This is a genomic window from Roseomonas sp. E05, from assembly GCF_030063475.1.
Lineage (GTDB): Bacteria > Pseudomonadota > Alphaproteobacteria > Acetobacterales > Acetobacteraceae > Pseudoroseomonas.
Map to the genome: position 1 here is coordinate 142979 of NZ_JASIRT010000009.1, position 23110 is coordinate 166088.

General features: G+C 69.7%; 20 protein-coding genes. 8 read left to right on the forward strand and 12 right to left on the reverse strand.

All coding sequences use genetic code 11. The features are described from left to right. Positions 1-49: 49 nt before the first annotated feature. Both QMO56_RS11945 and QMO56_RS11950 read right to left on the reverse strand, forming a co-directional pair. Entirely contained in the window at positions 50-1534 is a 1485-nt protein-coding gene (locus tag QMO56_RS11945) for an ABC transporter substrate-binding protein (RefSeq protein ID WP_283525991.1), read from the reverse strand. A 15-nt stretch (positions 1535-1549) separates the two neighbouring features. Continuing rightward, complete coding sequence (locus tag QMO56_RS11950) at positions 1550-2692, reverse strand: 2-aminoethylphosphonate--pyruvate transaminase (protein WP_283525993.1); 1143 nt, start codon at positions 2690-2692, stop codon at positions 1550-1552. A 264-nt stretch (positions 2693-2956) separates the two neighbouring features. Between QMO56_RS11950 and QMO56_RS11955 the strand changes: the two genes are divergently transcribed. From QMO56_RS11955 to QMO56_RS11975, 5 genes are read left to right on the forward strand one after another with little or no spacing between them, the layout of a single operon-like run. Then, positions 2957-4549, forward strand: coding sequence for an ABC transporter substrate-binding protein (locus QMO56_RS11955; protein WP_283525994.1), 1593 nt, complete (start codon positions 2957-2959; stop codon positions 4547-4549). A 12-nt stretch (positions 4550-4561) separates the two neighbouring features. Beyond that, a complete protein-coding gene (locus QMO56_RS11960; RefSeq protein WP_283525996.1) occupies positions 4562-5500 on the forward strand; it encodes an ABC transporter permease in 939 nt (312 codons plus the stop codon). Continuing rightward, complete coding sequence (locus QMO56_RS11965) at positions 5497-6369, forward strand: ABC transporter permease (RefSeq protein WP_283525997.1); 873 nt, start codon at positions 5497-5499, stop codon at positions 6367-6369. Before QMO56_RS11960 ends, QMO56_RS11965 begins: the two co-directional genes overlap by 4 nt. Next, positions 6366-7343 carry an ABC transporter ATP-binding protein gene (locus QMO56_RS11970; protein ID WP_283525998.1) on the forward strand — a complete coding sequence of 326 codons (978 nt, stop codon included), beginning with the start codon at positions 6366-6368 and terminating at the stop codon, positions 7341-7343. Before QMO56_RS11965 ends, QMO56_RS11970 begins: the two co-directional genes overlap by 4 nt. Further along, the gene (locus tag QMO56_RS11975; RefSeq protein WP_283526000.1) at positions 7340-8368 is read left to right on the forward strand and encodes an ABC transporter ATP-binding protein; all 1029 of its coding nucleotides are present in this window, start codon (positions 7340-7342) and stop codon (positions 8366-8368) included. The genes QMO56_RS11970 and QMO56_RS11975 overlap by 4 nt, the downstream gene beginning before the upstream one ends. Before the next feature lie 400 nt (positions 8369-8768). Here QMO56_RS11975 and QMO56_RS11980 read toward each other — a convergent pair whose 3' ends face one another. The 6 genes from QMO56_RS11980 to QMO56_RS12005 all read right to left on the reverse strand — a co-directional run bounded on the left by QMO56_RS11980 (position 8769) and on the right by QMO56_RS12005 (position 15514). Then, a complete protein-coding gene (locus tag QMO56_RS11980; RefSeq protein ID WP_283526002.1) occupies positions 8769-10079 on the reverse strand; it encodes an NtaA/DmoA family FMN-dependent monooxygenase in 1311 nt (436 codons plus the stop codon). Positions 10080-10214: 135 nt separating this feature from the next. Continuing rightward, on the reverse strand, positions 10215-11195 hold the full coding sequence (locus QMO56_RS11985; protein WP_283526004.1) for an ABC transporter ATP-binding protein: 981 nt from the start codon (positions 11193-11195) through the stop codon (positions 10215-10217). Further along, positions 11192-12184, reverse strand: a complete 993-nt coding sequence (locus QMO56_RS11990; RefSeq protein ID WP_283526006.1) for an ABC transporter ATP-binding protein — start codon at positions 12182-12184, stop codon at positions 11192-11194. The genes QMO56_RS11985 and QMO56_RS11990 overlap by 4 nt, the downstream gene beginning before the upstream one ends. Then, entirely contained in the window at positions 12181-13107 is a 927-nt protein-coding gene (locus QMO56_RS11995; RefSeq protein ID WP_283526007.1) for an ABC transporter permease, read from the reverse strand. Before QMO56_RS11995 ends, QMO56_RS11990 begins: the two co-directional genes overlap by 4 nt. Continuing rightward, a complete protein-coding gene (locus tag QMO56_RS12000; RefSeq protein ID WP_283526008.1) occupies positions 13073-13990 on the reverse strand; it encodes an ABC transporter permease in 918 nt (305 codons plus the stop codon). Before QMO56_RS12000 ends, QMO56_RS11995 begins: the two co-directional genes overlap by 35 nt. A 6-nt stretch (positions 13991-13996) precedes the next feature. Beyond that, positions 13997-15514 carry an ABC transporter substrate-binding protein gene (locus QMO56_RS12005; RefSeq protein ID WP_283526010.1) on the reverse strand — a complete coding sequence of 506 codons (1518 nt, stop codon included), beginning with the start codon at positions 15512-15514 and terminating at the stop codon, positions 13997-13999. A gap of 99 nt (positions 15515-15613) precedes the next feature. Here QMO56_RS12005 and QMO56_RS12010 point away from each other — a divergent pair, with 99 nt between their 5' ends. Next, positions 15614-17017 (forward strand): M20/M25/M40 family metallo-hydrolase, encoded by a 1404-nt coding sequence (locus tag QMO56_RS12010; protein ID WP_283526011.1) that lies wholly within the window; start codon positions 15614-15616, stop codon positions 17015-17017. 19 nt (positions 17018-17036) lie between these two features. Here the strand turns inward: QMO56_RS12010 and QMO56_RS12015 are convergent, their stop codons facing one another. Next, positions 17037-18338 (reverse strand): MFS transporter, encoded by a 1302-nt coding sequence (locus QMO56_RS12015; protein WP_283526012.1) that lies wholly within the window; start codon positions 18336-18338, stop codon positions 17037-17039. 472 nt (positions 18339-18810) lie between these two features. On the opposite strand from QMO56_RS12015, the gene QMO56_RS12020 reads away from it, so the two are divergent. Together QMO56_RS12020 and QMO56_RS12025 are read left to right on the forward strand one after the other, a co-directional pair. Beyond that, positions 18811-19713 (forward strand): CoA ester lyase, encoded by a 903-nt coding sequence (locus QMO56_RS12020; protein WP_283526014.1) that lies wholly within the window; start codon positions 18811-18813, stop codon positions 19711-19713. 123 nt (positions 19714-19836) lie between these two features. Further along, a complete protein-coding gene (locus QMO56_RS12025; protein WP_283526016.1) occupies positions 19837-20532 on the forward strand; it encodes a GntR family transcriptional regulator in 696 nt (231 codons plus the stop codon). Between the two features lie 17 nt (positions 20533-20549). Here the strand turns inward: QMO56_RS12025 and QMO56_RS12030 are convergent, their stop codons facing one another. Genes QMO56_RS12030 through QMO56_RS12040 form a run of 3 tightly spaced genes read right to left on the reverse strand, consistent with a single transcriptional unit; the run spans position 20550 to position 23091 of the window. Next, on the reverse strand, positions 20550-21569 hold the full coding sequence (locus QMO56_RS12030) for a tripartite tricarboxylate transporter substrate binding protein (protein WP_283526017.1): 1020 nt from the start codon (positions 21567-21569) through the stop codon (positions 20550-20552). A 45-nt stretch (positions 21570-21614) separates the two neighbouring features. Further along, positions 21615-22373: an SDR family NAD(P)-dependent oxidoreductase gene (locus tag QMO56_RS12035; protein ID WP_283526019.1), complete on the reverse strand. Its 759-nt coding sequence runs from the start codon at positions 22371-22373 to the stop codon at positions 21615-21617. Between the two features lie 4 nt (positions 22374-22377). Continuing rightward, positions 22378-23091, reverse strand: a complete 714-nt coding sequence (locus tag QMO56_RS12040; RefSeq protein ID WP_283526020.1) for a GntR family transcriptional regulator — start codon at positions 23089-23091, stop codon at positions 22378-22380. Positions 23092-23110: the final 19 nt, after the last annotated feature.

The window sequence follows — 23110 nt, forward strand, 5'->3', positions numbered from 1 at the left end:
CGGGGCGCCGGCACAGGCCACCACAATTGCCGCCCCGGGGCAACCGGGCTCAGTTCGCGGGCGGTCGCAGGCCGGAGAAGCGAATCAGGCCATCCGGCGAAGGCTCGAACCCTTCGACTCCTGGCCGCATGCCCCAGAACCAGCGATAGTGATAGAGGATGAGCATCGGACGCTCCGCCAGCCAGTGCTCGGCGGCGGTGTGATAGAAGCTGCGCCGCTGTGCGGGGTCATTGATCTGGCGCGCGGCGACGAAAGCGGCGTCCACCGCCGGGTTCCTGTAGCCCATGCGGTTCAGGAAGCCGTCGGAGGCGATCCAGAGAGCGATGTTGCCATCCGGGTCGGCGCGGCCGGACCAGATACCGAAGGCGGCGTCGTAGTCGCCTCGCTCCGCGCGCGCCACCAGGGCTGCGGATTCCAGCGTCTCGATCTTCACCTGGAAGCCGGCTTCGCCCGCCATGGCCTGGATGATCTGCGCCACCTGGCTTTCCACCGGACTGTTGGGCGCCAGCAGAGTGAAGCCCGGTGCCGGCTGCCCGGCCTCCCGCAGCAGGGCCTTGGCCTTCTCCACATCACGCGGCGGCGCTGCGAGATCCTCGAAGTAATAGGGTGCGCCCGGTGCCTCGGGCTGGTTGTTCGGCACGAAACGGCCTTCGAGCGCGACCTGGTTGATGATGCCGCGGTCGATGCTCAGCTCAAGCGCCTGCCGCAGCCTCGGGTCTTTCAGCGCCCCGCTGGTGGTGTTGAAGTAGATCAGCTCGTAGGCGATGGCCGTGGAGTCGGCGATCTTGACGGCCGTGTCCTTCTGCACCGTCGGCACATCCGCCGGCGCCACGCGCTCGATCAGGTCGAGCTGTCCGGCGCGCAGGTTCAGCAGGCGCACGGTGTTGTCGGGTATCGGCTGCATCACCAGGCGCTGGATGTGGATGTTGGCGGCATTCCAGTGCTCCGGCACCTTCTCCATCTCGATCCGGTCCTGCGCCACGCGGCGCACCAGACGGAAAGGGCCGGAGCAGATCGGCTCGTCGCGGATCTTCTCGCCCAGCCGCGCCAGGGCGGTGGGCGACAGGATCATGCCCGCGCGATCCGAGAGGACGGAGAGCAGTGGCGCGTAGGGTTCGCGCAGATGGATCAGGAGGGTGCGCGGGTCCGGCGCCTCCACCGACTCCACCGGCCGCAACTCCGATTTGCGGCGCGATTCCGGCGCGGTGCGGTAGCGGTCCAGGTTGATCTTCACCGCTGCGGCGTCGAGCTTCGTGCCGTCATGGAAGCGGCCGTCCTCGCGCAGCGTCAGCCGAAGCGTGCGGCCATCCTCGGACCACTCCCAGGCGGTGGCCAGTTCCGGCCGGAAGGACAGGTCCGGTCCCACATCCAGCAGGCGGTCGCAGAGTGCGGTGAAGACCACCCGCTCCACGAAGGCGCCAGACTGCGCGGGGTCCAGCACGTTCGGGTCCGAGCCGATGCCGATGCGCAGCGTCTGCGCCGTTGCCGGCAGGGCAAGCATCGAGGCGAGGAGGGCGAGGGAGGGCCACCGCATGAGGAGCGCTCCTGCTCAGGCCGCGGGCGCCGGGTCAGCGCGGCCCAGCTCAGCGATGCCCATCTCCTGCATGGTCTCGGCCAGTGCCTCCATCGCGTCGGCGATGTCGCTCTCCGTCACGTCGCCCATGCAGCCGATCCGGAAGGTGTCGGCGAGCGCGAGGCGGCCGGGAAAAATGATGAAGCCGCGGCGCTTCATGCCCTGGAACAGGGCCTCGAAGGAGAAGTCCGGATGGTTGGGATAGCGAAAGGTGGCCACGATCGGCGAGGCGAAGCCGTCCGGCACCACCGTCACGAAGCCCATCTGCCGCATGCCGTCCACCAGGCGCCGCCAGTTGCGGCGGTAGCGCTCCAGCCGCGCCTCCGTGCCGCCCTCGGCCGCGTGCTCGCGGCAGGCCTGGGCGAAGGCGGCGACGACCTGGGTGGGCGGCGTGAAGCGGAAGGCGCCGCTGTGCTCCATGTGCTGGTTCTGGTCCCAGAGGTCCAGCGTGAGCGAGTCCGAATTGCCCCTGGCGCTTTCCAGTGCATCGCTCTGCACGATTGCCCAGCCGACGCCGGGCACCCCCTGCATGCACTTGTTGGAAGAGAGCGTGACCGCCTGGAAGTCCAGCTTGCGCGCATCGATCGGCACGGCGCCGAGCGAGGCGACGGCATCGATCAGTAGCCCCTTGCTGTGGCGTCGGCAGACCTCGGCGACCGGCTCCAGCGGGTTGAGCACGCCGGTACTGGTCTCGCAATGCACGACGAAAACATGGGTGATCGCCGCATCGGCTGCCAGCGCCTGCTCAAACTGTTCGGCGCTGGCGGGCGTGAAAGGGGGTGTTCGCAACACCGCACAAGCGATGCCGCGCGCCGCGCAGATCTCGACCAGCCGGTCGCCATAGACACCGTTGCTGTGGATCAGCACCTTGCCGCCGCGGGGCACCAGGGTCGCGATCACCGCCTCGTTCGCATAGGTGGCGCTGCCGGGGATCGGGACGGCGCTATAGCTGCCCTGGCCGTTGATAAGGGAAACCAGATAGGTCCGTGCGAGCGTCACGTCCTCCTGGAACTCCACATCGCCCGAGGGGCGATCGCGGAGCATGACCTGCTTGGTGGTGAGGGAGACGCTGACGGGCCCGGGCGTGAGCAGCAACGGCTCCGTGGGGCTGCGGGGCATGGGCACCTCCGGGGTTGACGGAGGCCAGCCTAGCGCTGGCGGTACGACGCCGCCCAGGGTGTTCCGTTCGATACCAGGGCTGTTTCGCACAAGATATGGCTAAAAATTGTGCTTAATGGTGCTCATTCCGCCCATAATGCATATGTAGTGGCCTTTCTGTGTTCCGAAATGCTGGATTTGCCAACTCCATGTGCAGATTCGATTGACGGGCTTTTGGGGGCGCTGGATAGTCGTGCGATGCCACCTTTTCCTGGGATGGAACGGATGAAGCGGCGTGATCTCCTCCTGGCTTCCCTGCTCCCCACCATGGCCGCTTTTGCGGCGCCGGCGAGAGCCGCGCCGCATCGGGGAGGCACCCTGATCTTCGCCCGTGCGATGGACAGCCTCTTCCTTGATCCCGTCCACACTGCCCAGAACGCGGATATCTGGATCTCGCTCAATCTCTATGACACGCTGCTGCAGCCGAGCGCGGACGGGAAGGGGCTGCAGCCCGGCCTTGCCGCTGAGCATAGCGTCTCCGAGGACGGCAAAATCCTCACCTTCAGGTTGCGGCCGGATCTGAAATTCGCCGATGGCTCGCCGATCACTGTGCGGGACGTGAAGTGGTCGCTCGATCGCGCGCGTTCCAAGGAGGAAGGTGGGGAATTCGCCTTCCTGCTCTCGGCCATCGGCTCGATCGAGACGCAGGGCGAGGACACCGTCATCATCAATATGGCGCAGTCCGATCCGGCGATCCTGCAGGCGCTGGCCACCTTCAATGCCGGCGTCGTGCCGGAAAAGCTGCTGATGGCTGCAGCGGGCGACACCTTGCTGGAGAAGTCGAAATCCTTCGCCGAGAAACCCGTCGGCTCCGGTCCCTTCGTGGTGGAAAGCTGGCGGCGCAACAGCGAAATGGTGCTGAAACGCAACCCCTACTACTGGAAGGAAGCGGACGACGGGCAGAAACTGCCCTATCTCGACGCCATCCGCTTCGTCATCATTCCCGATGACGCCACGCGCATCCTGAAGTTGAAGGCCGGCGAGGTGGACGTCACCGAGTTCGTCCCCTACGCGCGTGTTGCCGAATTGCGCAACACGCCAGGCATCACCATGACGCTCTTCCCGGCGGCGCAGGTGCACTACTTCACCATGAACAACCGCCCGACGCTGAAGGACGGGACGAAAAACCCCCTGGCCGACCAGCGCGTGCGGCAGGCGCTGAACTACGCGACCAACAAGGAGGCGCTGATTCAGGTGGTGACGCATGGCGTCGCCAAGCCAGCGCGCTCCTACATGCCGATCGCGACACCAATGGCCTATGACGGCGGCCCGCTCTATCCCTATGACCTTGCCAAGGCCAAGGCGCTCCTGGCCGAGGCCGGCTACCCGAATGGCGGTTTCGAGGTCACCTGCATGGCGCTGGCCGGCAATGCCGATGATGCCGCCAAGCTCCAGACGCTGCAGCAGATGTGGAGCCAGGTCGGCGTGAAACTGAAGATCGAGCAGCTGGAGAGTGCCACGCGCCTGGCCCGCTTCAACGCTACCGACTTCCAGATGCGCACCTCGCTCTGGACGAACGACCTGAACGACCCGAAGCAGATCACCTCCATCTTCGCCTACTACCCGGCACGGCAGTCCAACCGCACGGGCTGGAACGATCCGCGCGTCAATGAGCTGTTCGAACAGAGTGAGCACGAGATGGATTCCGAGAAACGCACTGCCATGTACAAGGAGATCCAGCAGCGCTACTACGAGGCTGCGCCTATCATCTTTGGCATGGACGTGCCCTATCCGATCGCCATGTCCAGCAAGGTGCACGATTTCGTACAGATCCCTCTGGGGAACAACATCTTCATCAACGCCTACAAGGACGCGTAAGGGAGCGCCGGCGTGCACATCGTCGGCATTCTCGGCCGCCGCCTGCTGCAGATCGCGGCGACGGTCCTTGTGGTGGCCGTCCTTGTCTTCGGCCTGATGCGGCTGCTGCCCGGAGATGCGGCGCTGGTGCTGCTTGGCGAGCGCGCCTCGGACGAGGCCATTGCCCGGATGCGCGACCAGCTCGGCGTCAATCAGCCGATCCTGGCGCAGTTCTGGGATTTCCTGCTCCGCATGGTGACGCTGCGCTTCGGCGATTCCGTCACCCTGCGGGTTCCGGTTTCCTCGCTGATCGCCGAGCGCCTGCCGGTGACGCTGCTGCTCACCGGCATGGCGGCCGTGCTGGCGCTGCTCATCGCTGTGCCGCTGGCTTTCTGGTCGGCGGTGCGGCGCGGGAGCTGGGTGGATGCCGCCATTCGTGTCTTCGCCCAGGTCAGCGTCTCCATGCCAGTCTTCTATATCGGGCTGGTCCTGTTGATCACTCTGGCCGCCGGGCTGCGCTGGTTTCCGGTGGGTGGCATCGGCACGGGCTTCCTGGAAGATCTCTATTATCTCTTCCTGCCGGCGCTGACGCTGGCGCTCAGCCTCTCCGCCATCCTGCTGCGCAATCTCCGTGAGTCGCTGATCGAGGTTCTGGATGCCGAATATGTCGGCTTCGCCACCGCCAAGGGGCTGCCGCGCGGTCTCGTGCTGCGCCGGCATGTGCTGCGCAACGCCTGGGTCTCGACGGTGACGCTGCTTGGGCTGCATATCGGCTCGCTGGTTGGCGGTGCGGTGATCACCGAGACGGTCTTCGCCATTCCCGGCATCGGCCGCCTGATGATCGACAGCATCTTCTCCCGCGACTACGCAGTGGTTCAGGGACTGACGGTGGTGCTTGCCGTGCTGGTTTCCGTCGTGTTCCTGGCGCTGGATGCGGTGCAGGCGGCGCTTGATCCGCGGGTCGGCACATGAGTGACGAAGCCGTGGCCCCGCCGGCCGCCCTTCGTCCCGCCGCGACGGCGCCACGCAGGAAGCAACTGCGCCTCCCCGCGACAGGCCTGCTGGGCGGCGCCATCCTGCTGCTCTTCCTGCTTTGCGCCCTCGCGCCCTGGCTGATCGCCCCCTACGATCCGCTGGCCTTCGACTACATGGCCATCATGCAGCCGCCGAGCTGGGAGCATCCCTTCGGCACCGACAATTTCGGCCGCGACGTCCTCTCGCGCACCATCTGGGCCGCGCAGGTGGACCTGCAGATCGCCGTTTTCGCGACGTTGTTCCCCGCCATCTTCGGCACGCTCGCCGGCTGCCTGATCGGTTACGCGGGGGGATGGGTGGATGCGCTGTTCCGTCGCCTTGTCGATGTCATCGTTACCATCCCCTTCGTGGTTCTGGTGATCGCCATCGTCGCTGTGCTGGGGCCGGGGCTGCTGAACATGTACATCGCCATCTCGGCGGTGGGCTGGATCATCTATGCCAGGCTGATGCGCTCGGAGATCATCGCGCAGAAGAAGCGCGACTATGCCGCCGCCGGGCGGGTGATGGGCTATGGGCGGCTGCGCATCATCTTCCGGCACCTCCTGCCCAACGCGGCCTCCCCGCTCCTGGTCTACTGGATGACGGACATGTCGCTGGCCATCCTGCTCGGCTCCAGCCTGGGCTATCTCGGCCTCGGCGCGCAGCCTCCCACCGCCGAATGGGGCGTGCTGATCGCCGACGGTAAGAATTTCATGACTACAGCCTGGTGGATGTCCATCTTCCCCGGCACCGCCATCGTTCTCGGCGGCATGGGCTTCAGCCTGTTCGGCGACGGCTTGGCCACCTGGCTGCGGCGCCGCGCATGACGCCGTTGCTCTCCCTCCGCGGCCTCGGCGTGCGCATTGGCGGCGTCGCGCCGGTCTCCGGCGTCAGCCTGGATGTCGGGCGCGGCGAGGTGCTGGGCCTGGTCGGCGAGTCCGGCTCCGGCAAGAGCCTGACGATGCGTGCCGTTCTGCGCCTGCTGCCGCCGGCGGCGCAGGTCACCGGGCAGGTGCTGTGGGAGGGACAGGACCTCACCACGCTGCCGGAGGGCGGCATCCGCAAGGTGCGCGGGGGGCAGATCGCCATGGTGTTCCAGGAGCCGATGACGGCTCTCAACCCGGTCCTGCCGGTGGGGCTGCAGATCACCGAGAGCCTGGGTGAGCATCTCGGCCTGCGCGGCGCCGCGGCGCGCCGGCGGGCGGTGGAACTGCTCGACCAGGTGGGAATCCCCGATGCCGCACGCCGCCTCGGCGCCTATCCGCACGAGTTCTCGGGCGGCATGCGGCAGCGCGCAATGATCGCCATCGCGCTCGCCGCCGGCCCGAAGCTCCTGCTGGCGGACGAGCCCACCACGGCGCTCGACGTCACCATCCAGGACCAGATCCTGAAGCTGCTGCTGCGCCTGAAGGATGAACTGGACATGAGCGTGGTGCTGGTCACGCATGATCTCGGCGTGGTCGCCGGCACCTGCGACCGGGTGGCCGTGCTCTATGCCGGACGCGTGATGGAAACCGGGCCGACGGAGCGGCTTTTCACCCGCCCGTCGCACGCCTACACGCTGGGCCTGCTGCACTCGCTGCCCGATGCCGCGCAGGCGCGCCAGCGGCTGCGCGGCATTCCCGGCGTGCCGCCCGATCCGGCCGCGCTGCCATCGGGCTGCCGCTTTGCGCCGCGTTGCGCCTATGCGGTGGCGGCCTGCCGCCTGGAGCAGCCGCCGCTCGTGCCGGTTGCCGAAGCGCAGGAATCCGCCTGCCTGCGGGCCGCCGATCTCCTCGCGGCGGGAAGGGAGGCCGCATGAGCGCCGTGCTGAGGGCCGATGATCTGGAACGCGGCTTCCCCGGCCGCCGCTCCTTCGGCGAGATGCTGCGTGGCAGGCCGCGCCCCGTTGTGCAGGCCCTGGCCGGTGTCAGCCTGACGCTGAACCGTGGCGAGACCCTGGCCGTGGTCGGGGAATCCGGCTGTGGCAAGTCCACCGTGGCGCGCGCCCTGGTGCGGCTGATCGACCTGGACGCCGGCCAGATCGACTTCGAGGGGCAGGATGTCCGCACCCTTCGGGGGGAGGCGCTGCGGCGCTACAACCGCCGGGTTCAGATGGTGTTCCAGGACCCCTATGGATCACTGAATCCGCGCATGACCGTGGGTGAGACGCTGGCGGAGGCGCTCAACGTCCATCGTATGGTGCCACCGGGGCAAGTGGCCGGGCGGGTGGCGGAACTGCTCGCCCTGGTGCGGCTGCCGGCGGATTCCGCGGCCCGCCTGCCGCACGAATTCTCCGGTGGGCAGCGGCAGCGTATCGCCATTGCGCGGGCGCTGGCGGTGGAGCCGGAGGTGCTGATCGCCGATGAGATCGTCTCCGCGCTCGACGTCTCCGTGCAGGCGCAGATCCTGAACCTGTTGCTCGACATGCAGGAGCGGCTGGGACTCTCCATCCTGTTCGTCTCACATGACCTGCGCGTGGTGCGGCACCTCGCGCATCAGGTGGCCGTCATGTATCTCGGGCGCGTGGTGGAGCTGGGGCCAGCCGAGGCGCTCTTCCAGCGCCCGAAGCACCCGTACACGCAGGCCCTGCTGCGCGCCGCGCCGAAGCTGGCGACGGGCCCGGGCTCCCGCTCCACTGCCGCAGCGCTGACGGGAGAACTGCCGAGCCCGATGAACGTGCCCTCCGGCTGTCCTTTTCATACCCGCTGCCCCGAGGCCTTCCCTCGCTGCGCGCAGGAGCGGCCGCGGCTGCACCTCGATCCGGTGGATCAGCGACACCAGGTCACCTGCCATCTGTATGACGGACCGATGGCCATAGCGGCTGTGCAGGGCGCGGGAGGATAGTTCGGCGGCTTGCGCTCAGGGGGGGGCGCCTGGAGCGGTTGGACCGCCCACCTGCCGATGGAGACCTCGCCCTCAGTTTCGCGCCGTTGCTCGCCTTCGTCGCGCTGGCGTTGCTGCTGTTTCCGCGCCTCGGCCCGGACAGCAGGCATGCGCGGCGGATCGGGGCCTGCGCCGCTGCGCTCTTGCTGCTGCGCTACTCTCCGGCGGCGACGCACGCTCGGTGGCGCGGAGGAGCCCGCTCGGCCTCGCCCGCGTCGTTCTCCGTCGCGCGCTGCACTGAGCCGGTCCAGACTTTTGACGGGGTCCAGAAGGGGTGATCCCTCCCCGGATTCCCCGCCGTGGTTCCAGGGGTAGCGCCCCCGGCCAGGGAGGGTGGCTGTCAGCAACCGGGGTCCGCCTTTCAGCCGGCATCGCGCAGGTTCTCGCGCAGGGTGCGGCCGGCATATTCCCGGCGAAACAGGCCACGGCGCTGCAATTCGGGCACCACGGCCCGGCCGAATTCCTCCAGCGTGGTGGGGAAGACGGTGGGAGGAAGAATGAAGCCGTCGGCAGCGCCGGCGGTGAACCAGTCCTCCAGCACGTCGGCGATCATGGCGGGCGTGCCGGCGAGCAGGGCGCGCGGGCGGCGGACAGCCTCCGCGAAGCTGATGCCCTTCTCCTGCGCCACCTGCATCATCCGGTCCCGGTGGCCCTGCACGCCCTGGTTGCCGCCGCCGGCATCCAGCGCCTCCGGGGTCTCGATCTTCGAGAGATCCGCCACCACCGACCAGGAACTGGCGGCCAGCACCAGCTCGGGATCGACCAGGCTCTCCAGATAGGCGGCCTTTTCCTGCGCGATCGCTTCCGTCTCCCCGACGACCACGGTGAAGGAAGGCAGCACGGCGCACTCATCGGGGTCCCGCCCGATCGCCGCCATGCGGGCGCGGATGTCGCTGCGGTAGGCGATGCCGTCCGCCTTGGTGGCAGGGGTGCAGAAGATCATCTCGGCCCAGCGGGCGGCGAAGGCGCGGCCGCGCGGCGAGGAGCCGGCCTGCATGAGCACCGGCCGCACCTGCGGGCTGCGCGGAATGGAAAGCGGGCCGCGCGTGCTGACATAGCGGCCGCGGTAGTCGGCGTAGCGGATCTTCCCCGGGTCGGCGAAGGTGCCGCCGGCCTTGTCGAGCACCAGCGCGTCCTCGTCCCACCCGGTCCAGAGTGCGTCGCAGGCCTCCAGCACCTCGTCGGCCATATCGTAGCGCGCCTCCTTGGGAGGCAGCCCGGCCATGCCGCAGTTCTGCGCCTCGAAGTCCCGCCCTGTGGTGACGACGTTCCAGGCCACGCGTCCCTTGCTGATCATGTCGAGCGAGCCGAGATAGCGCGCGGTGATGTAGGCTGGCGTGAAGCTGGTGGAGAGGGTGATGCCGAGACCCAGCCGCTCCGTCACACGGGCCATCTGCGGCACCAGCACCATCGGGTCCACCAGGCTGAGCTGCCCGCCACGGCCGACATAGTCGTCGTAGCGGCCCTTGTAGAGGTCAGGGATGCCGAGTCCGTCGGCGAAGAAGAAGGCGTCGAACCGCGCCGCCTCCAGCACGCGGGCGATGTGCTCCCAGCGCTCCGACTCGAACAGGTCGTCCAGCGTGGCCTGTGGATGGCGCCAGGTGCTCGGATAGCTGGCGGAGGGGCCGGCCTTGAGATAGGCTACGAGGTGCATCTTGCGGGCAACGGGCATCGGGCCTCCAGGGCGGCCGGCGCGGCAGGCCGGGCGCGCGGACATCGCTGTGGTTGATGGCTGACGTGTTCCCCGGCGCGGAGGTTAGGCCCGATCCTGCCGGGGCGGAAGCACCCCGCAGCAGGCCGGATGGGGCTACAGGGCGGCGGTGGGCGCCTCGGCCGCCAGATGGCAGGCCGCCAGCGTACCGCCCTCGCGCAGGACGAGTGCGGGAGGCTCTGCCCGGCAACGGTCGAAGGCGAAGGGGCAACGTGGGTTGAAGGCGCAGCCCGGCGGAACGTTCAGCGGGTCGGGGAAGGCGGTGCCGAGGCGCATCGCCGGCAGGCCCAGCGCCGGGTCCGGCGTCAGCACCGAGGCCAGCAGGGCGCGGGTATAGGGATGCGTCGGCGCAGTCAGCACCTGCCGGGCCGGGCCTTCCTCCACCATCCGGCCGAGATACATCACCGCCACCCGGCCGGCGAGCATCTGCACCACCGCCAGATTGTGGCTGATGAACAGGTAGGAGAGGTTCAGCCGGTCGCGCAAATCGAGCAGGAGGTTGAGGATCTGCGCCTGCACGGAGACGTCGAGCGCGCTGGTCGGCTCATCGCAGACCACCAGGGCCGGGCGCAGCACCAGGGCGCGCGCGATGGCGACGCGCTGCCGCTGCCCGCCGGAAAGCTGCGCCGGCAGCGCCGCCGCATGGCGCGGCGCCAGCCCCACCAGCGCCAGCATCTCCGCCACCTGGTCGCGCCGCTCGGCGGGTGTACCGATGCCATGCACCGCCAGCGGCTGAGCGACGATTTCCGCGATGCTGCGGCGCGGGTTCAGTGAGGAATAGGGGTCCTGAAAGACCGGCTGCACCAGCCGTGAGCGCTCCAGCCGGTGCAGGCCCGCGATCGGCCGGCCAGCGACCAGCACCTCGCCCTCGCTGGGCACCTCCAGCCCAAGCACGAGGCGGGCGAGGGTGCTCTTGCCGCAGCCGGACTCCCCCACCAGCCCCAGCGCCTCGCCGGCGCCGAGGGTGAGGGAAACGCCCGCCACCGCAGTCAGTTCGCGGCGCGGCGCGAAGATCCCGCCGCCAACGGAATAGCGCCGGCGCACGTCGCGCAGTTCGAGCAGCGGCGCAGAGCTCATGCGGCATGGTCCAGCGTCTCGGGGGGCAGCACGCAGCGCCACATATGGTCGTCGGGTCCGTGCCGCGGCGCCACGGTCGCGGCGCATTCCGGCCGCGCGAAGGCGCAGCGCGTGCGGAAGGCGCAGCCCTGCACCTCTCCCACCAGTGAGGGAACCATACCGGGAATGGTGCCGAGCCGCTGCCCCGGTGCCATGCGGTCGGGCTGCGGGATGCAGTCGATCAGCCCGCGCGTATAGGGATGGCGCGGCGCGGTGAAAACGGTGCGGGCCGGGCCTTCCTCCACCACCTCGCCGGCATACATCACCGCCACCCGGTCGGCGATGCGCGCGACGATGCCGAGGTCGTGCGTCACCAGCATCAGCCCCATGTGCATCTCCGCCTGAAGTTCCGCCAGGAGCTGCAGGATGCCGAGCTGGATGGTGGCATCGAGCGCCGTGGTCGGCTCGTCGGCGAGCACCAGGCCGGGGCTGCACATCAGCGCCATGGCGATCATCACCCGCTGCCGCAGGCCGCCCGAGAGCTGATGCGGGTATTGCGCCAGCCGCCCGCCGGCATTGGCGATGCCGACGCGCTCCAGCAGCGCCACGGCGCGCTCGCGCGCGGCACGGCGGTTGCCTTTGCCATGCCGGATGAAGATCTCCTCGAGTTGGTCGCCGACGCTCCAGGCCGGGTTTAGGCTGGTCATCGGGTCCTGGAAGATCATGGCCATGCGGTCCCCACGCAGGGCCCTCAGGCGGCGCGGGGAAGCCGACAGGAGATCCTCGCCGGCCAGGGCAAGGCGCCGCGCCCGGCGCTGGGCGGCGGGCGGCAGCAGCCCCATGATGGCCAGCGAGGTCAGCGATTTGCCGCAGCCGGATTCCCCAACGACGCAGAGCGTCTCGCCGCGCCGCACGGTGAGGGAGACGTCCCGCACGGCGTGCAACACGCCCGCCTCGGTGGGAATATCGACGGAAAGTCCGGCCAGTTCGAGCAGCGGCGCCTCGCTCATGCGCGGCCTTCCGGCACGGTGAGGTCGCGGATGCCATCGCCCAGCAGGTTAATGGCCAGCACCAGCACGCAAATGGCGGCGCCGGGCAGCATGATCATCCAGGGCTCGAACAGCATCACCTCCTTGGCTTCGGAGACCATCAGGCCCCAGGAGGGCAGGGGCGGCTGCACGCCGAGGCCGAGGAAGGAGAGCGCCGCCTCCAGCAGGATGGCCTGCGCCATCTCGTAGCTGGCGATGACGACGAGGCTGGAGAGCACGTTGGGCAGCACCTCCTGCCAGAGGATGCGCGGCACCGAGCAGCCGATGGCCTGCGCCGCCAGGATGTACTCGCGCCCGCGCACCTGGTGCGTGGCGCTGCGCATCACCACCGCGAAGCGGTCCCACAGCAGGAAGCCCAGCACCAGCACCACCACCTCCAGCGAACCGCCGAAAACGGAGACAACGGCCAGCGCCACCATGATGATCGGCAGCGACAGGCGGGTGGTGACGAGGAAGGAGACGACCGTGTCCGTCCTGCCGCCGAAATACCCGGCCAGCACGCCCATCACGGTGCCGATCAGGCCCGAGACCACCATGGCAAAGAAGCCGATCAGCAGCGAGATGCGCGCGCCGTAGAGCAGGCGCGAGAGATAGTCGCGGCCGAGATTGTCGGTGCCGAGCGGGTGAGCGGGCATGGCGCGCTCGGCATCGACGAAGAAGGGCGGCAGCAGCCGGTCGTCCAGTGACTGGAGATAGGGGTCGTGCGGCGCCAGCCAGGGCGCCCCCAGCGCGGCGATGACGATCGCCGCCAGCACCAGCGCCGAGCCGATCAGCCCGGCATTGCGCCGCCAGCGCGGACGGCGCTGGGATGCCACGGGGGCGGGCAGGGCGGCCTGCGCCGCCAGCTCCTCACCGGGAGCGGATACGGGGGTCGAGCCAGGCATTGAGCAGATCAGTCAGCAGGGTGAGCACCACGTAGAAGAGCGCGACGACCAGCAGGATGCCCTGCACCACGGGGAAGTCGCGGCGCGAGATGGATTCCCAGGCGAGATAGCCGATGCCCTGCAGCGCGAAGACCGTCTCGATGACCACCGAACCGGAGAGCATGTTGCCGAACTGCACCGCCGCCAGCGCCACCACCGGCACCACCGCATTGCGCAGCGCGTGCTTGATCAGCACGACGCGCAGCGGCAGGCCCTTGGCATGGGCGGTGCGCACGTAGTCGGCGGCCAGCACGTCCACCATGCCCGCGCGCGTCAGCCGCATCAGCACCGGCGTGGCATACCAGCCCAGCGCCATGGCCGGCATGATGAAGTGGGCGAAGCTCTCGGTGCCGGAGATCGGCAGCCAGCCCAGCGTCATGCCGAAGAGAAAGACCAGCAGCAGGGCGAACCAGAAGTTCGGCATGGCCTGGCCGAGCACGGCCAGCATCAATGCCAGCCGGTCGATCCAGGAGTTGCGCCAGAGCGCCGCCGCCATGCCGAGCGGGATGGACAGAGTGAGCGCGATCAGCAGGCCCAGCGAGGCGAGCAGCGCGGTGTTCGGCAGCCGGTCGCGGATCAGCGCGCCGACGCTTTCGGGATAGAACAGCGAGCGGCCGAAATCGCCGCGCAGCGCGCGCCAGAGCCAATCGCCGTATTGCAGGATCAGCGGCCGGTCCAGGCCGAACTGCTGGCGGATGCGCTCCACATCCTCCGCCCGCGCCTCCTGTCCGGCGAGGGTGGTGGCGAGATCGCCGGAGAGTCGCAGCAGCATGAAGGCGATGGCCGAGACCGTGAGGGCCACGGCCAGCGCGAGCAGAAGCCGCCGCGCGGCGAAGCGCAGCATCGCGGCTTACTGCTTCCAGCGCGAATTGAAGAAGCGCGGCACCTCGTCGGCTGAGGGCGTGAAGTCGAGCTTCTCATTCATCGCGTAGGTCAGCGGGAAGGTCCAGAGCGGCACCCAGTAGGCCTGCTCGGTGATGCGGCGGATGGCCGGGGCATAGAGCTCCTTCCGCTTCGCCGGATCGGTCGCCGCGTCGCCGGCGAGCAGCGCCTGGGCCACCGCGTCGTCGCGCGCCTGGTCGTCCGGCGTCTTGCCGAAGAAGTAGGTGGTGATGGCGGCCACGTCGTAGAGCGAGGTGGAACCCCAGGAGCCGAATCCCATCTGCACCTTGCCGGCGCGGGTGTCGCCCGAGAAGGTGTCGGCCTGCACCCAGTTCAGCTTGGCGCGGATGCCGACGGCCCGCAGGTTGCCGATGATCGCCTCGACCCAGGGCCGCTCGCGATAGGCGGTGATGCTCACGTCGAAGCCGTCCGCATAGCCGGCTTCGGCGAGCAGCGCCTTGGCCTTGGCGGGATCGTAATCGTATTTCGTGACGCCGTCCTGCGCGCAGCCGAACTGTTCGGGGTGGCAGGGCGTGTTCAGCACCTGCGCACCTTCGCCGACAAGGTTGCGCACGATGCCGGGCCGGTCGATGGCGTGGTTGATGGCACGGCGCACCCGCAGATCGGTCAGCGGGTTGTTCTCGGTGCCCGTGCGCCCGGCGGCGTCGAGGCCGATGTAGAAGATGCGGATGGTCTCGCCGCTAACCACACGGATGCCACGCCGGCCCTTCAGGTTGCGCGCCTGGTCCGGCTGCAGGCGCCAGATCCAGTCCAGCCCGCCGGTCATCAGCTCGGCCATCTGCGTGTTCCGCTCGGGGATGCGGCGGAACACCAGCTTCTCGATCGAGGCCTGCCCCTTGGCGCCGCCGAAATACTTGTCGAAGCGCTCCATCACGATCTGCCGTCCGGGATTCATCTCGGCGACGCGATAGGGGCCGGTGCCGACCGGCGCGCGCGCCAGTGCCTCGGCCCCTTCCGCCTTCAGCAGGTCGCCGGGCAGGATCGCCAGCGTCGTCAGGTACTCCTGCCAGGGGCCGAAGGGCTTGGCCATCGTCAGCTGCACGGTGCGGTCGTCAATGACCTTGGCGCCCGAGAGCCAGGAGATGCGGTTGAATGCGATGACCTTGTTGGCGGGGTCGAGCATGGCGGTCACAGTCTGCGCCACGTCATTGGCGTCGATCGCCTCGCCATTGTGGGCGACGATGCCGGGCCGCATCTTCAGCTCGATGGTCGTGTCATCGAGCAGTCGGAAGGATTCGGCCAAATGCGGCTTGTAGTCGCCGCTGCCGGGATCGCGGTAGATCGGCGCATCCCAGACGAGATAGCTCAGGACGACGCCTTCGCGAACATTGTTGTAGTAGGGCAGGATGTTCGCGGGCTCGCTGTCCGAGGCCCAGCGCAGGCTGTTGTCCGCAGGGCCGGCCTTTGCGGCACCGGTCGCCAGCAGCGTTGCCGCCAACGCGGCGGCAAGGGTTCCGAATCGCATCTCCAAAACTCCCGACCGTTCAGGCCTTCCCCTCACGGCAGCTTGGATGCAACCTTTCTTCGGCGCAACCATCCATCTGCAGGGAAACGGCGGAAAGACATGGCGGGAACACGGGAGGGCGCGATCGCGCGCGCGCAGGGCTTCTTCGATGGCGGGCGCTATCTCGATTCGCTGCGCCGGCTGGTGGCGGTGCCGACGGAAAGCCAGATGCCGGATTCGGAGCCGGCGCTGCGCCGCTACTGCAGCGAGGCGCTGCCGCCCGAGCTCGCCGATCTCGGCTTCGACATCACTCTGCTGGAAGGCACCCGCCCCGGGCGCGGCCCGGCGATGCTGGCCACGCGCATCGAGGACCCGGCGCTGCCCACCGTGCTGGTCTATGGCCATGGCGACGTGGTGCGCGGCCTCGCCGGGCGCTGGCGCGACAACTTCGATCCCTGGTCGGTCACGGTGGAGGGCGATCGCTGGTACGGCCGCGGCACGGTGGACAACAAGGGCCAGCACCTGATCGCCATCCAGGCGCTGCGCGCGGTGATCGAGGAGCGCGGGCGGCTCGGCTTCAATGCCAAGGTCTTCGTTGAGACGGGCGAGGAGGTTGGCTCGCCCGGCCTGCGGGACATGATGATCCGCGACCGCGAGAAGCTGGCCGCCGACGTCTTCATCGGCCTCGACGGCCCGCGCGAGACGCAGACCGTGCCCGACCTGAAGCTCGGCGCGCGCGGCATCGTCGCCTTCGACCTCGTGCTGCATCTGCGCGACCACGCGCACCATTCCGGCCACTGGGGCGGCGTGCTGGCCGATCCCGGCTTCATCCTGGCGCAGGCGCTGGCGAGCATCGTCGATCGGCGCGGCCGCATCCAGGTGGAAGGCTGGCTGCCGAAGCAGGTGCCGGATTCCGTGCGGCGCGCCTGTCAGGCGCTGCAGTTTCCGCGCATCCCCGGTACGCCGGAGCCTGATCCTGACTGGGGCGAGCCGGGCCTCTCCAAGGCGGAGAAGGTCTTCGCCTGGACCAGCGTGATCGTGCTGGCGGCGATCACCGGCCACCCGGACAACCCGACCAACGCCGTGCAGCCTGAGGCGCGCGCGCGCCTGCAGGTGCGCCACACCGCCGATGTGAAGGGTGCCGACATCATCCCCGCGCTGCGCCGCCACCTGGACGAGCGAGGCTTCGAAAAGGTCGTGATCGAGCCGGCGATGGAGGAGGATGTGTTCAGCGCCTCCCGCACCGATCCGGAGCATCCCTGGGTGCAGGCCGTCGCCGCCTCGGTGGAACGCACCTACGGCCGGGCGCCGAACATCCTGCCCAACTCCTCCGGCTCCAACCCCTCCGAGATTTTCGTGGACGAACTCGGCACGCCGGTGATCTGGATCCCGAACTCCTATGCCGGCTGCAACCAGCACGGGCCGGATGAGCACGCCCTGGCGCCGCTGCTGCGCGACGGGCTGGGCATCATGGCCGGCATCTGGTGGGACATCGGCGAGGGCCGGGTGCCGCCGAAGGGATGAGGGAAGTGCGGGCTCCCTGTCATCCGCGCAGCAGCCGCGGCACCACGGCGAGCCCGGCCAGCGCCGGCAGGGCGGCAATCAGCAGCAGCGGCAGGGTCCAGCCCCAGGCCGCCACGCCCGCCGCGAAGGCGATGGGCGCGGCGAAGTAGCAGAAGAAGACGATCAGCGTGACGCCCGAGGTGGCGTCGCTGATCCGCGCCGGCGGGGCCACCCGCGCCACCTCGGCGAGCGAGATGCCGTTCCAGCTCGCCGCGACGAAGCCGGTCCCGGCCGCGAGCAGCCCGAGCAGCGATACCGGCGTGCCGACCGGAGCCAGGGCGAAGAGCGCCGCCAGGGCCGCCCCCGCGAAGGCCTGCACGGCCAGCACCAGGCTCGGCCGGCCGCTGCGGTCGGCCACCCAGCCCAGCACCAGCCGCGCGGTGACGCCCGCGCCCTGCATGACGGCGAAGATCATCCCGGCTTCCGCCAGCGGCAACCCGTGCTTGCCGACCAGCCAGGTGACGACGAAGGCGAAGAGCGAGCCCTGCAGGCAGGCGAAGGCGCCGCTGAGCAGCGCCAGCGGCATGAGCAGCCGGTGCAGCCGCAGCGCGGCGAAGGGCGCGGCGAGGTTGCTCGGGCTGAGCAGGGCGGCAAGGCTGACGGCGCGAAGCGGGTCCCGCTCGGTGTCCAGCGAGGCACGCCAGGGCTGCACCACCACGGCCACCGCAGCACCCGCCAGCAGCCCCACGAGGCACACCGCCTCCCATCCGAAGCGCAGGGCGATGGCCGGCCCGGCGAGGCCCGCCAGCACCGCACCCAGCGGTGCCCCGGCCTGCTTGACCGAGAAGATCAGCGTGCGGTGCTGCGGCGGCGCGGTGGCGGCCAGGATGCGGCTGCCGGCGGGCGGCGTCGGCCCATAGCCGATCCCGAGCAGGAGCGAGGCAAGGAACAGCACGGGCGGCCAGCCCAGCGCCGCCAGGCCGATCGAGCCGCCCGCCAGCAGCAGCCCGGTCTGCAGCGTCCGAACCGGCCCCAGCCGCGCCAGCACCGGAGCGCCACAGGCCAGGAACAGCGCCGTGCCGAGCGACCCCAATCCGGCGAGATAGCCGATGCTCTCCGGTGCGAGACCGATGGCATCGGTCATCACGGGCGCGACCACAGGCAGGGTCTGGCCTAGCGCCGCCGCTGCCGTCTGCATGGCCAGCGTGACGCCGAGCGCCGATTGCCAGCTTGGCTGCCCGGTCTTCGACGGATGGTGGCTGCCGGATGGCCCGGCCGTATCCGGCGGGGAGGCAGCGAGGGCATCGGGGGCAACGCATGGCTTCGGGGGTGCGCTCTGCATGTCCATCAGCTTCCGGTGCGCGGCGCGGGTCGGCAAGTGCTGCGCCGCAACAGCAGCCGGACCGCCTTCGCCGCCAGCCATGCCGCGGCAAAAATTTCCGTATGACAATATGTCGATTCACGGGAAGGCTTGGTTCTGCTTACAGCGCTGGGGGCAAGGCGGCCCTTCCGAGGCGCCTCAACTCCAGGGCTCCCGCCGGCGCTGATCCGCTCCGCCCCGGGCCGCCGAGGCGTCCCGCGCCGGCGCGGTCCAGCCGCTCTCCGCTGCCACTGCGCAGCCTGGCAGCACCTCGCGCGACAGCGTCCGGCTCGCGGCGGATCGCGTGAACGCGGCCGGCGGCATCAAGTCGATGGGGATGCGAAGATCAGCTGGCCACCGCCGCCGCAGAGCGCGATTAGGCGGATGCCAGCCCCTGGCGGTATCCTCTCCGTGGCCTCCTGGGCCCATGACCCGAAGGGAGAAGAAGTCCCGCATGTCCGAGTTCCGCCCTGCCACGCCGCTGCCGCGCTGGCGATCCCTGCTCTTCGTGCCCGCGCATGTGGAGCGCTTCATCGCCCGCGCCCATGAGCGCGGCGCCGACGGCATCATCCTGGACCTCGAGGATGCCGTGCCGGCGGAGCAGAAGCCGGCCGCCCGCGCCGGGCTGGCGAAGGCCGTCGCCGGCATCGGCCGCAACGGCACCGCCGTGCTGGCGCGGGTGAACCACGGATTGCGCGCCTTGGCCGCCGACCTGGAAGCGGCGGTGGTGCCGGGGCTCGCGGGGCTGGTGCTGCCGAAGGTGGAGGATGCCGGCTTCGTCCGCGAGGTCTCGTCCGCCGTGGCGGAGCTTGAGCTGGAGCGCGGTATCCTGCCCGGCACGGTGCGCCTGCTGCTGCAGATCGAGACGCCCGCCGCGCTCTTCGCGCTGCCCGCCATTGCCGGCGCCGATCCGCGCACGGTGGCAATGATGCTCGGCCCGGAGGACTTCTGCGCCGCGCTGGGCGCGGTGCCCGGCCCGGCCTCGCTGCTGGGTCCGAACCTGGCCGTGCTGACGGCGGCGCGGGCGGCGGGGCTGCTGCCCATGGGCTTCGTCGGCAGCATCGGCGACTTTGACGACCTGACGGCCTTCCGGGCCACCATCGCCGAGGCGCGCCGGCTGGGCTTCCGGGGCGCACTGGCGGTGCATCCGGCGCAGGTGGCCGTCATGAATGAGGTCTTTGCCCCCGATGCCGCCGAGATCGACTGGGCGCGGCGCGTCGTGGCCGGTGATGCGGCGGCGCGGGCCAGCGGGCGCGGCGCCTTCCAGGTTGATGGTCGCATGGTGGACCCGCCGGTGGTGCGCCGCGCCGCCGAGATTCTGGCCCTGGCCGGCGAGGCCGGGCTGCCCGCCACCTGAGGGGCCGGGGAGGAAGGCGGCCAGCCTGTCAGACAATATTCCCGGCCCTTCCCGTTCCGTCTATCATGCGGCCCCGCTGTGCGGCAGCGGACCTGTGGGCTCATGGAGGCGGTGGAGCAGTCGATGACGGATGATGCGGCGTTGCGGGTGGTGCCGAAGCCGATGCGGAAGCTGGTCGAGGAGGGGCTGCGGAACGCCATTGTGACCGGCCGCTTCAGCCCCGGCCAGCACTTGCCCGACCGCATGCTGTGCGAGCTGTTCGGCGCCAGCCGCAGCGTGGTGCGGGAAGCCGTACGGCTGCTGGAGGCCGAGGGGCTGATCACCACCATCCCCAACCGCGGCCCCTTCGTCAGCTTCCTCTCCGCCGCCGAGGCGGTGCAGGTCTATGAGGTGCGCGGCGTGCTGGAGGCGCTGGCGGGGGAGGGCTTCGCCATCCGCGCCTCGGATGCCGAGCGGGCGGAACTGCGCCAGATCTATGAGCAACTGGCCCGGATGCCGCCGGATGCCGACCGCGAGGCGCTGCTTGGCATCAAGCAGAACTTCTACGAGGTGCTGCTGCGCGGCTGCCGGAACCCGCTGGTGGCGCGGATGCTCGAATCCATCATCAACCGCAACACCCGGCTGCGCGCCACCTCGCTCTCCGATCCCGGCCGCCTGGCGCATACGGTGGCGGAGATCCGCCGCGTGGTGGAGGCGATCGAGGCGCGCGATCCGGAAGGCGCCTGGGAGGCCTGCCGCTTCCATGTCCGCCGCGCCGCCGCCGTGGCGCTGCGCATCCTGCGCGAGCGGGAGGAGGCGGCGGCCCTCGCCAGGGAATAAGCCGCCGCCCCAGTGCTTCAGCCGGCGCTGGCGCCGGAGGCGTGCACCAGCGGCACCCAGGTGTCGATCTCGTCCTTCACGTACTGGGCGAAGCGGGCGGGCGTCCAGCCGCGCATCGTCGGCGTGCCCAGCGCCTTCAGCTTGGCGTCGATCTCCGGGTCTGCCAGCGTCGCGTCGATCGCCGCCGCCATCTTCCCGGTGATCTCGGGCGGCAGGCCCGCCGGGCCGAAGATGCCGTACCAGGAATAGGACTTGTAGTCGGGAATGCCGAGTTCGCTCTGCGCGGGCACATCGGGCAGCAGCGGCGAGCGCTCGGTGCCGTTGACGAACAGCACCTTCACCGTGCCGGCCTCGTGGTGAGGCTTCAGCAGGGAGGGGATGTCGTGGGTGAACTGCGTCTCCCCGGCGATCAGCGCGTTGAAGCTCTGGCCGGCGCCGCGATAGGGGATGTGCTCCGCCGTGGCGCCGAGCTGGCGCAGGAAGTTGGCACTGGCGATATGGCCGGTGGAGCCGGAGCCGCTGCTGCCGTAGGAGTAGCCGTTCGGCTTGGCCTTCAGCGCCGCGACGAACTGCTCGTAGGTCTTCACGTCCCAGCCGCGCTGGGTGATGGCGAAGCTGATCGGGATGAAGACGGTGGGGGCGATGGCCGTCAGGTCCTTCACCGGGTCGTAGGGCAGGTTCGGGTAGAGCCCCTTGGCGACGCCCGTGGAGGAAAGGGTGGCCAGCACGAAGGTGTAGCCATCCGGCGCCGACTTGGCGACGTAGTCGGTGCCGACGGTGCTGCCTGCGCCCGGCTTGTTCTCGATGACGACCGGCTGGCCCAGCACCTCGCCGAGCTTGGGGCCGAGCAGGCGCATGGTGACATCCGTGCCGCCGCCGGTGGCGAAGGGCACGATCACCCGCACGGCGCGGTCAGGCCATTTCGCCTGGGCCCAGGCGCCGCGCGGCAGGATCAGGCTGGGCGCGGCCAGTGCCAGGCCGCCGGCGAGGCCGAGGACGCGGCGCCGGCCCGCAAGGGCAGATGGGGTCTTGCTCATGGATTCAGTTCCCGGGCTTGTGGTTCTGTTGTTCCCGCATGAGGGTCAGGAGGAGCCGCCATTCACCGGCAGAACCTGCCCCGTCACGTAGTCCGCAAGGTCGGAGGCGAAGAACATCACCGCCTTGGCGATGTCATCGGCGGTGCCCAGGCGGCGCAGCGCGATGCCGTCCAGCACGCGCTGCTGGCCTTCCGGACCGTAGCCTTCCCACTGGGCGATCGGGCCTGCCGAGACGGGGAAAAGCCCCGGCGCAACGGCGTTGACGGTGATGCCATGCGGCCCGAATTCCTGCGCCAGCTGGCGCGTCAGCCCGATCACCGCATGCTTGGCGCTGGTATAGGCCTGGATGCCGGTGCGCGAGGGCTTCAGCCCGGCGCCCGAGCTGATGTTGATGATCCGCCCCCGCCCGGCGCGCTTCATGCCCGCCGCCGCGGCGCGCGTGACGGCGAAGGCGGCGTCGAGATTGACGCGCAGGATGGCGTCCCAGTCCTCGAAGGCGGTTTCCTCGATCGGGCGGTACTGACGGCCGAGCACGCCGCCGGCATTGTTCACCAGCACGCCGAGCGGCCCGCCGGTCTCCCGCTCGATGCCGGCGACCCAGGCGGCGACGGCCGCACGGTCGGTCAGGTCCATCACGTGCTGCCCGATGCCGGGGAGGCTGGCCGTCTCCGCCAGCCCGGCGCCGTCGCGGTCGGTGGCGAAGACGCGGGCGCCATGCCGCGCGAAGCGCTGTGCGATGGCGCGGCCAAAGCCGGTGGCGGCGCCGGTGACGGCGACCACCGCGCCATTGAAGTCAAGACTCACGGATTCATGCCCTTCCTGTTGCAGTGCGGCGGCCGCGCCGGACCATGGCCGCGCCCCTGGCGCGCTCGGCCAGGACCAGCAGGGCCAGCTCCGCCGAGGCCTCGATATGGCGGATGCAGGCGGCCTCGGCGGCGGCGGCTTCGCGCGCCGTGACGGCGTCGGCAATGGCGCGCAGCTCGGCCACACTGCGCTCGGCGCGGCCGGGCCAGCGGGTGGAGGTGAAGCGGAAGAAGGCCAGCCGGTTCTGGATGCCGAGCATCGCCTGGCGCAGCGCCTCGTTGCGGGCGCCGGCATTCAGCGCCGCGTAGAAGGCGGTGTTCGCCTCCAGGATGCCGAGCATGCTGGCAGCCTGTCGCGCCCGCTCCATCTGGTCCACTGCCGCGTGCAACGCGGCCGCATGGCTCGCGTCGCCGCGCAGCACGCAGAGCCGGCCAGCCTGCCCCTCCAGCATGGCGCGCAGTTCGTAGAGGTCGCGTGCCTCCTCTTCGGAGAGTACGGCGACGATGGGGCCACGATGCGGAATGGTGGTGATCAGCCCCTCGGATTCCAGTTGGCGCACCGCCTCGCGCACGGTGGTGCGGCCGACCCCCGCCAGCTCGCAGAGGCTGCGCTCGGTCAGCCGCTGTCCGGGCTTGAGGTCGCCCGCGAGGATGGCGTGGCGCAGGATCTCCTCCGCCATCCGGCGCGCGGTCTGCGGAGTGGGTGCGACGTCGTTCATCTGCGTGAGCCTGGCAGGG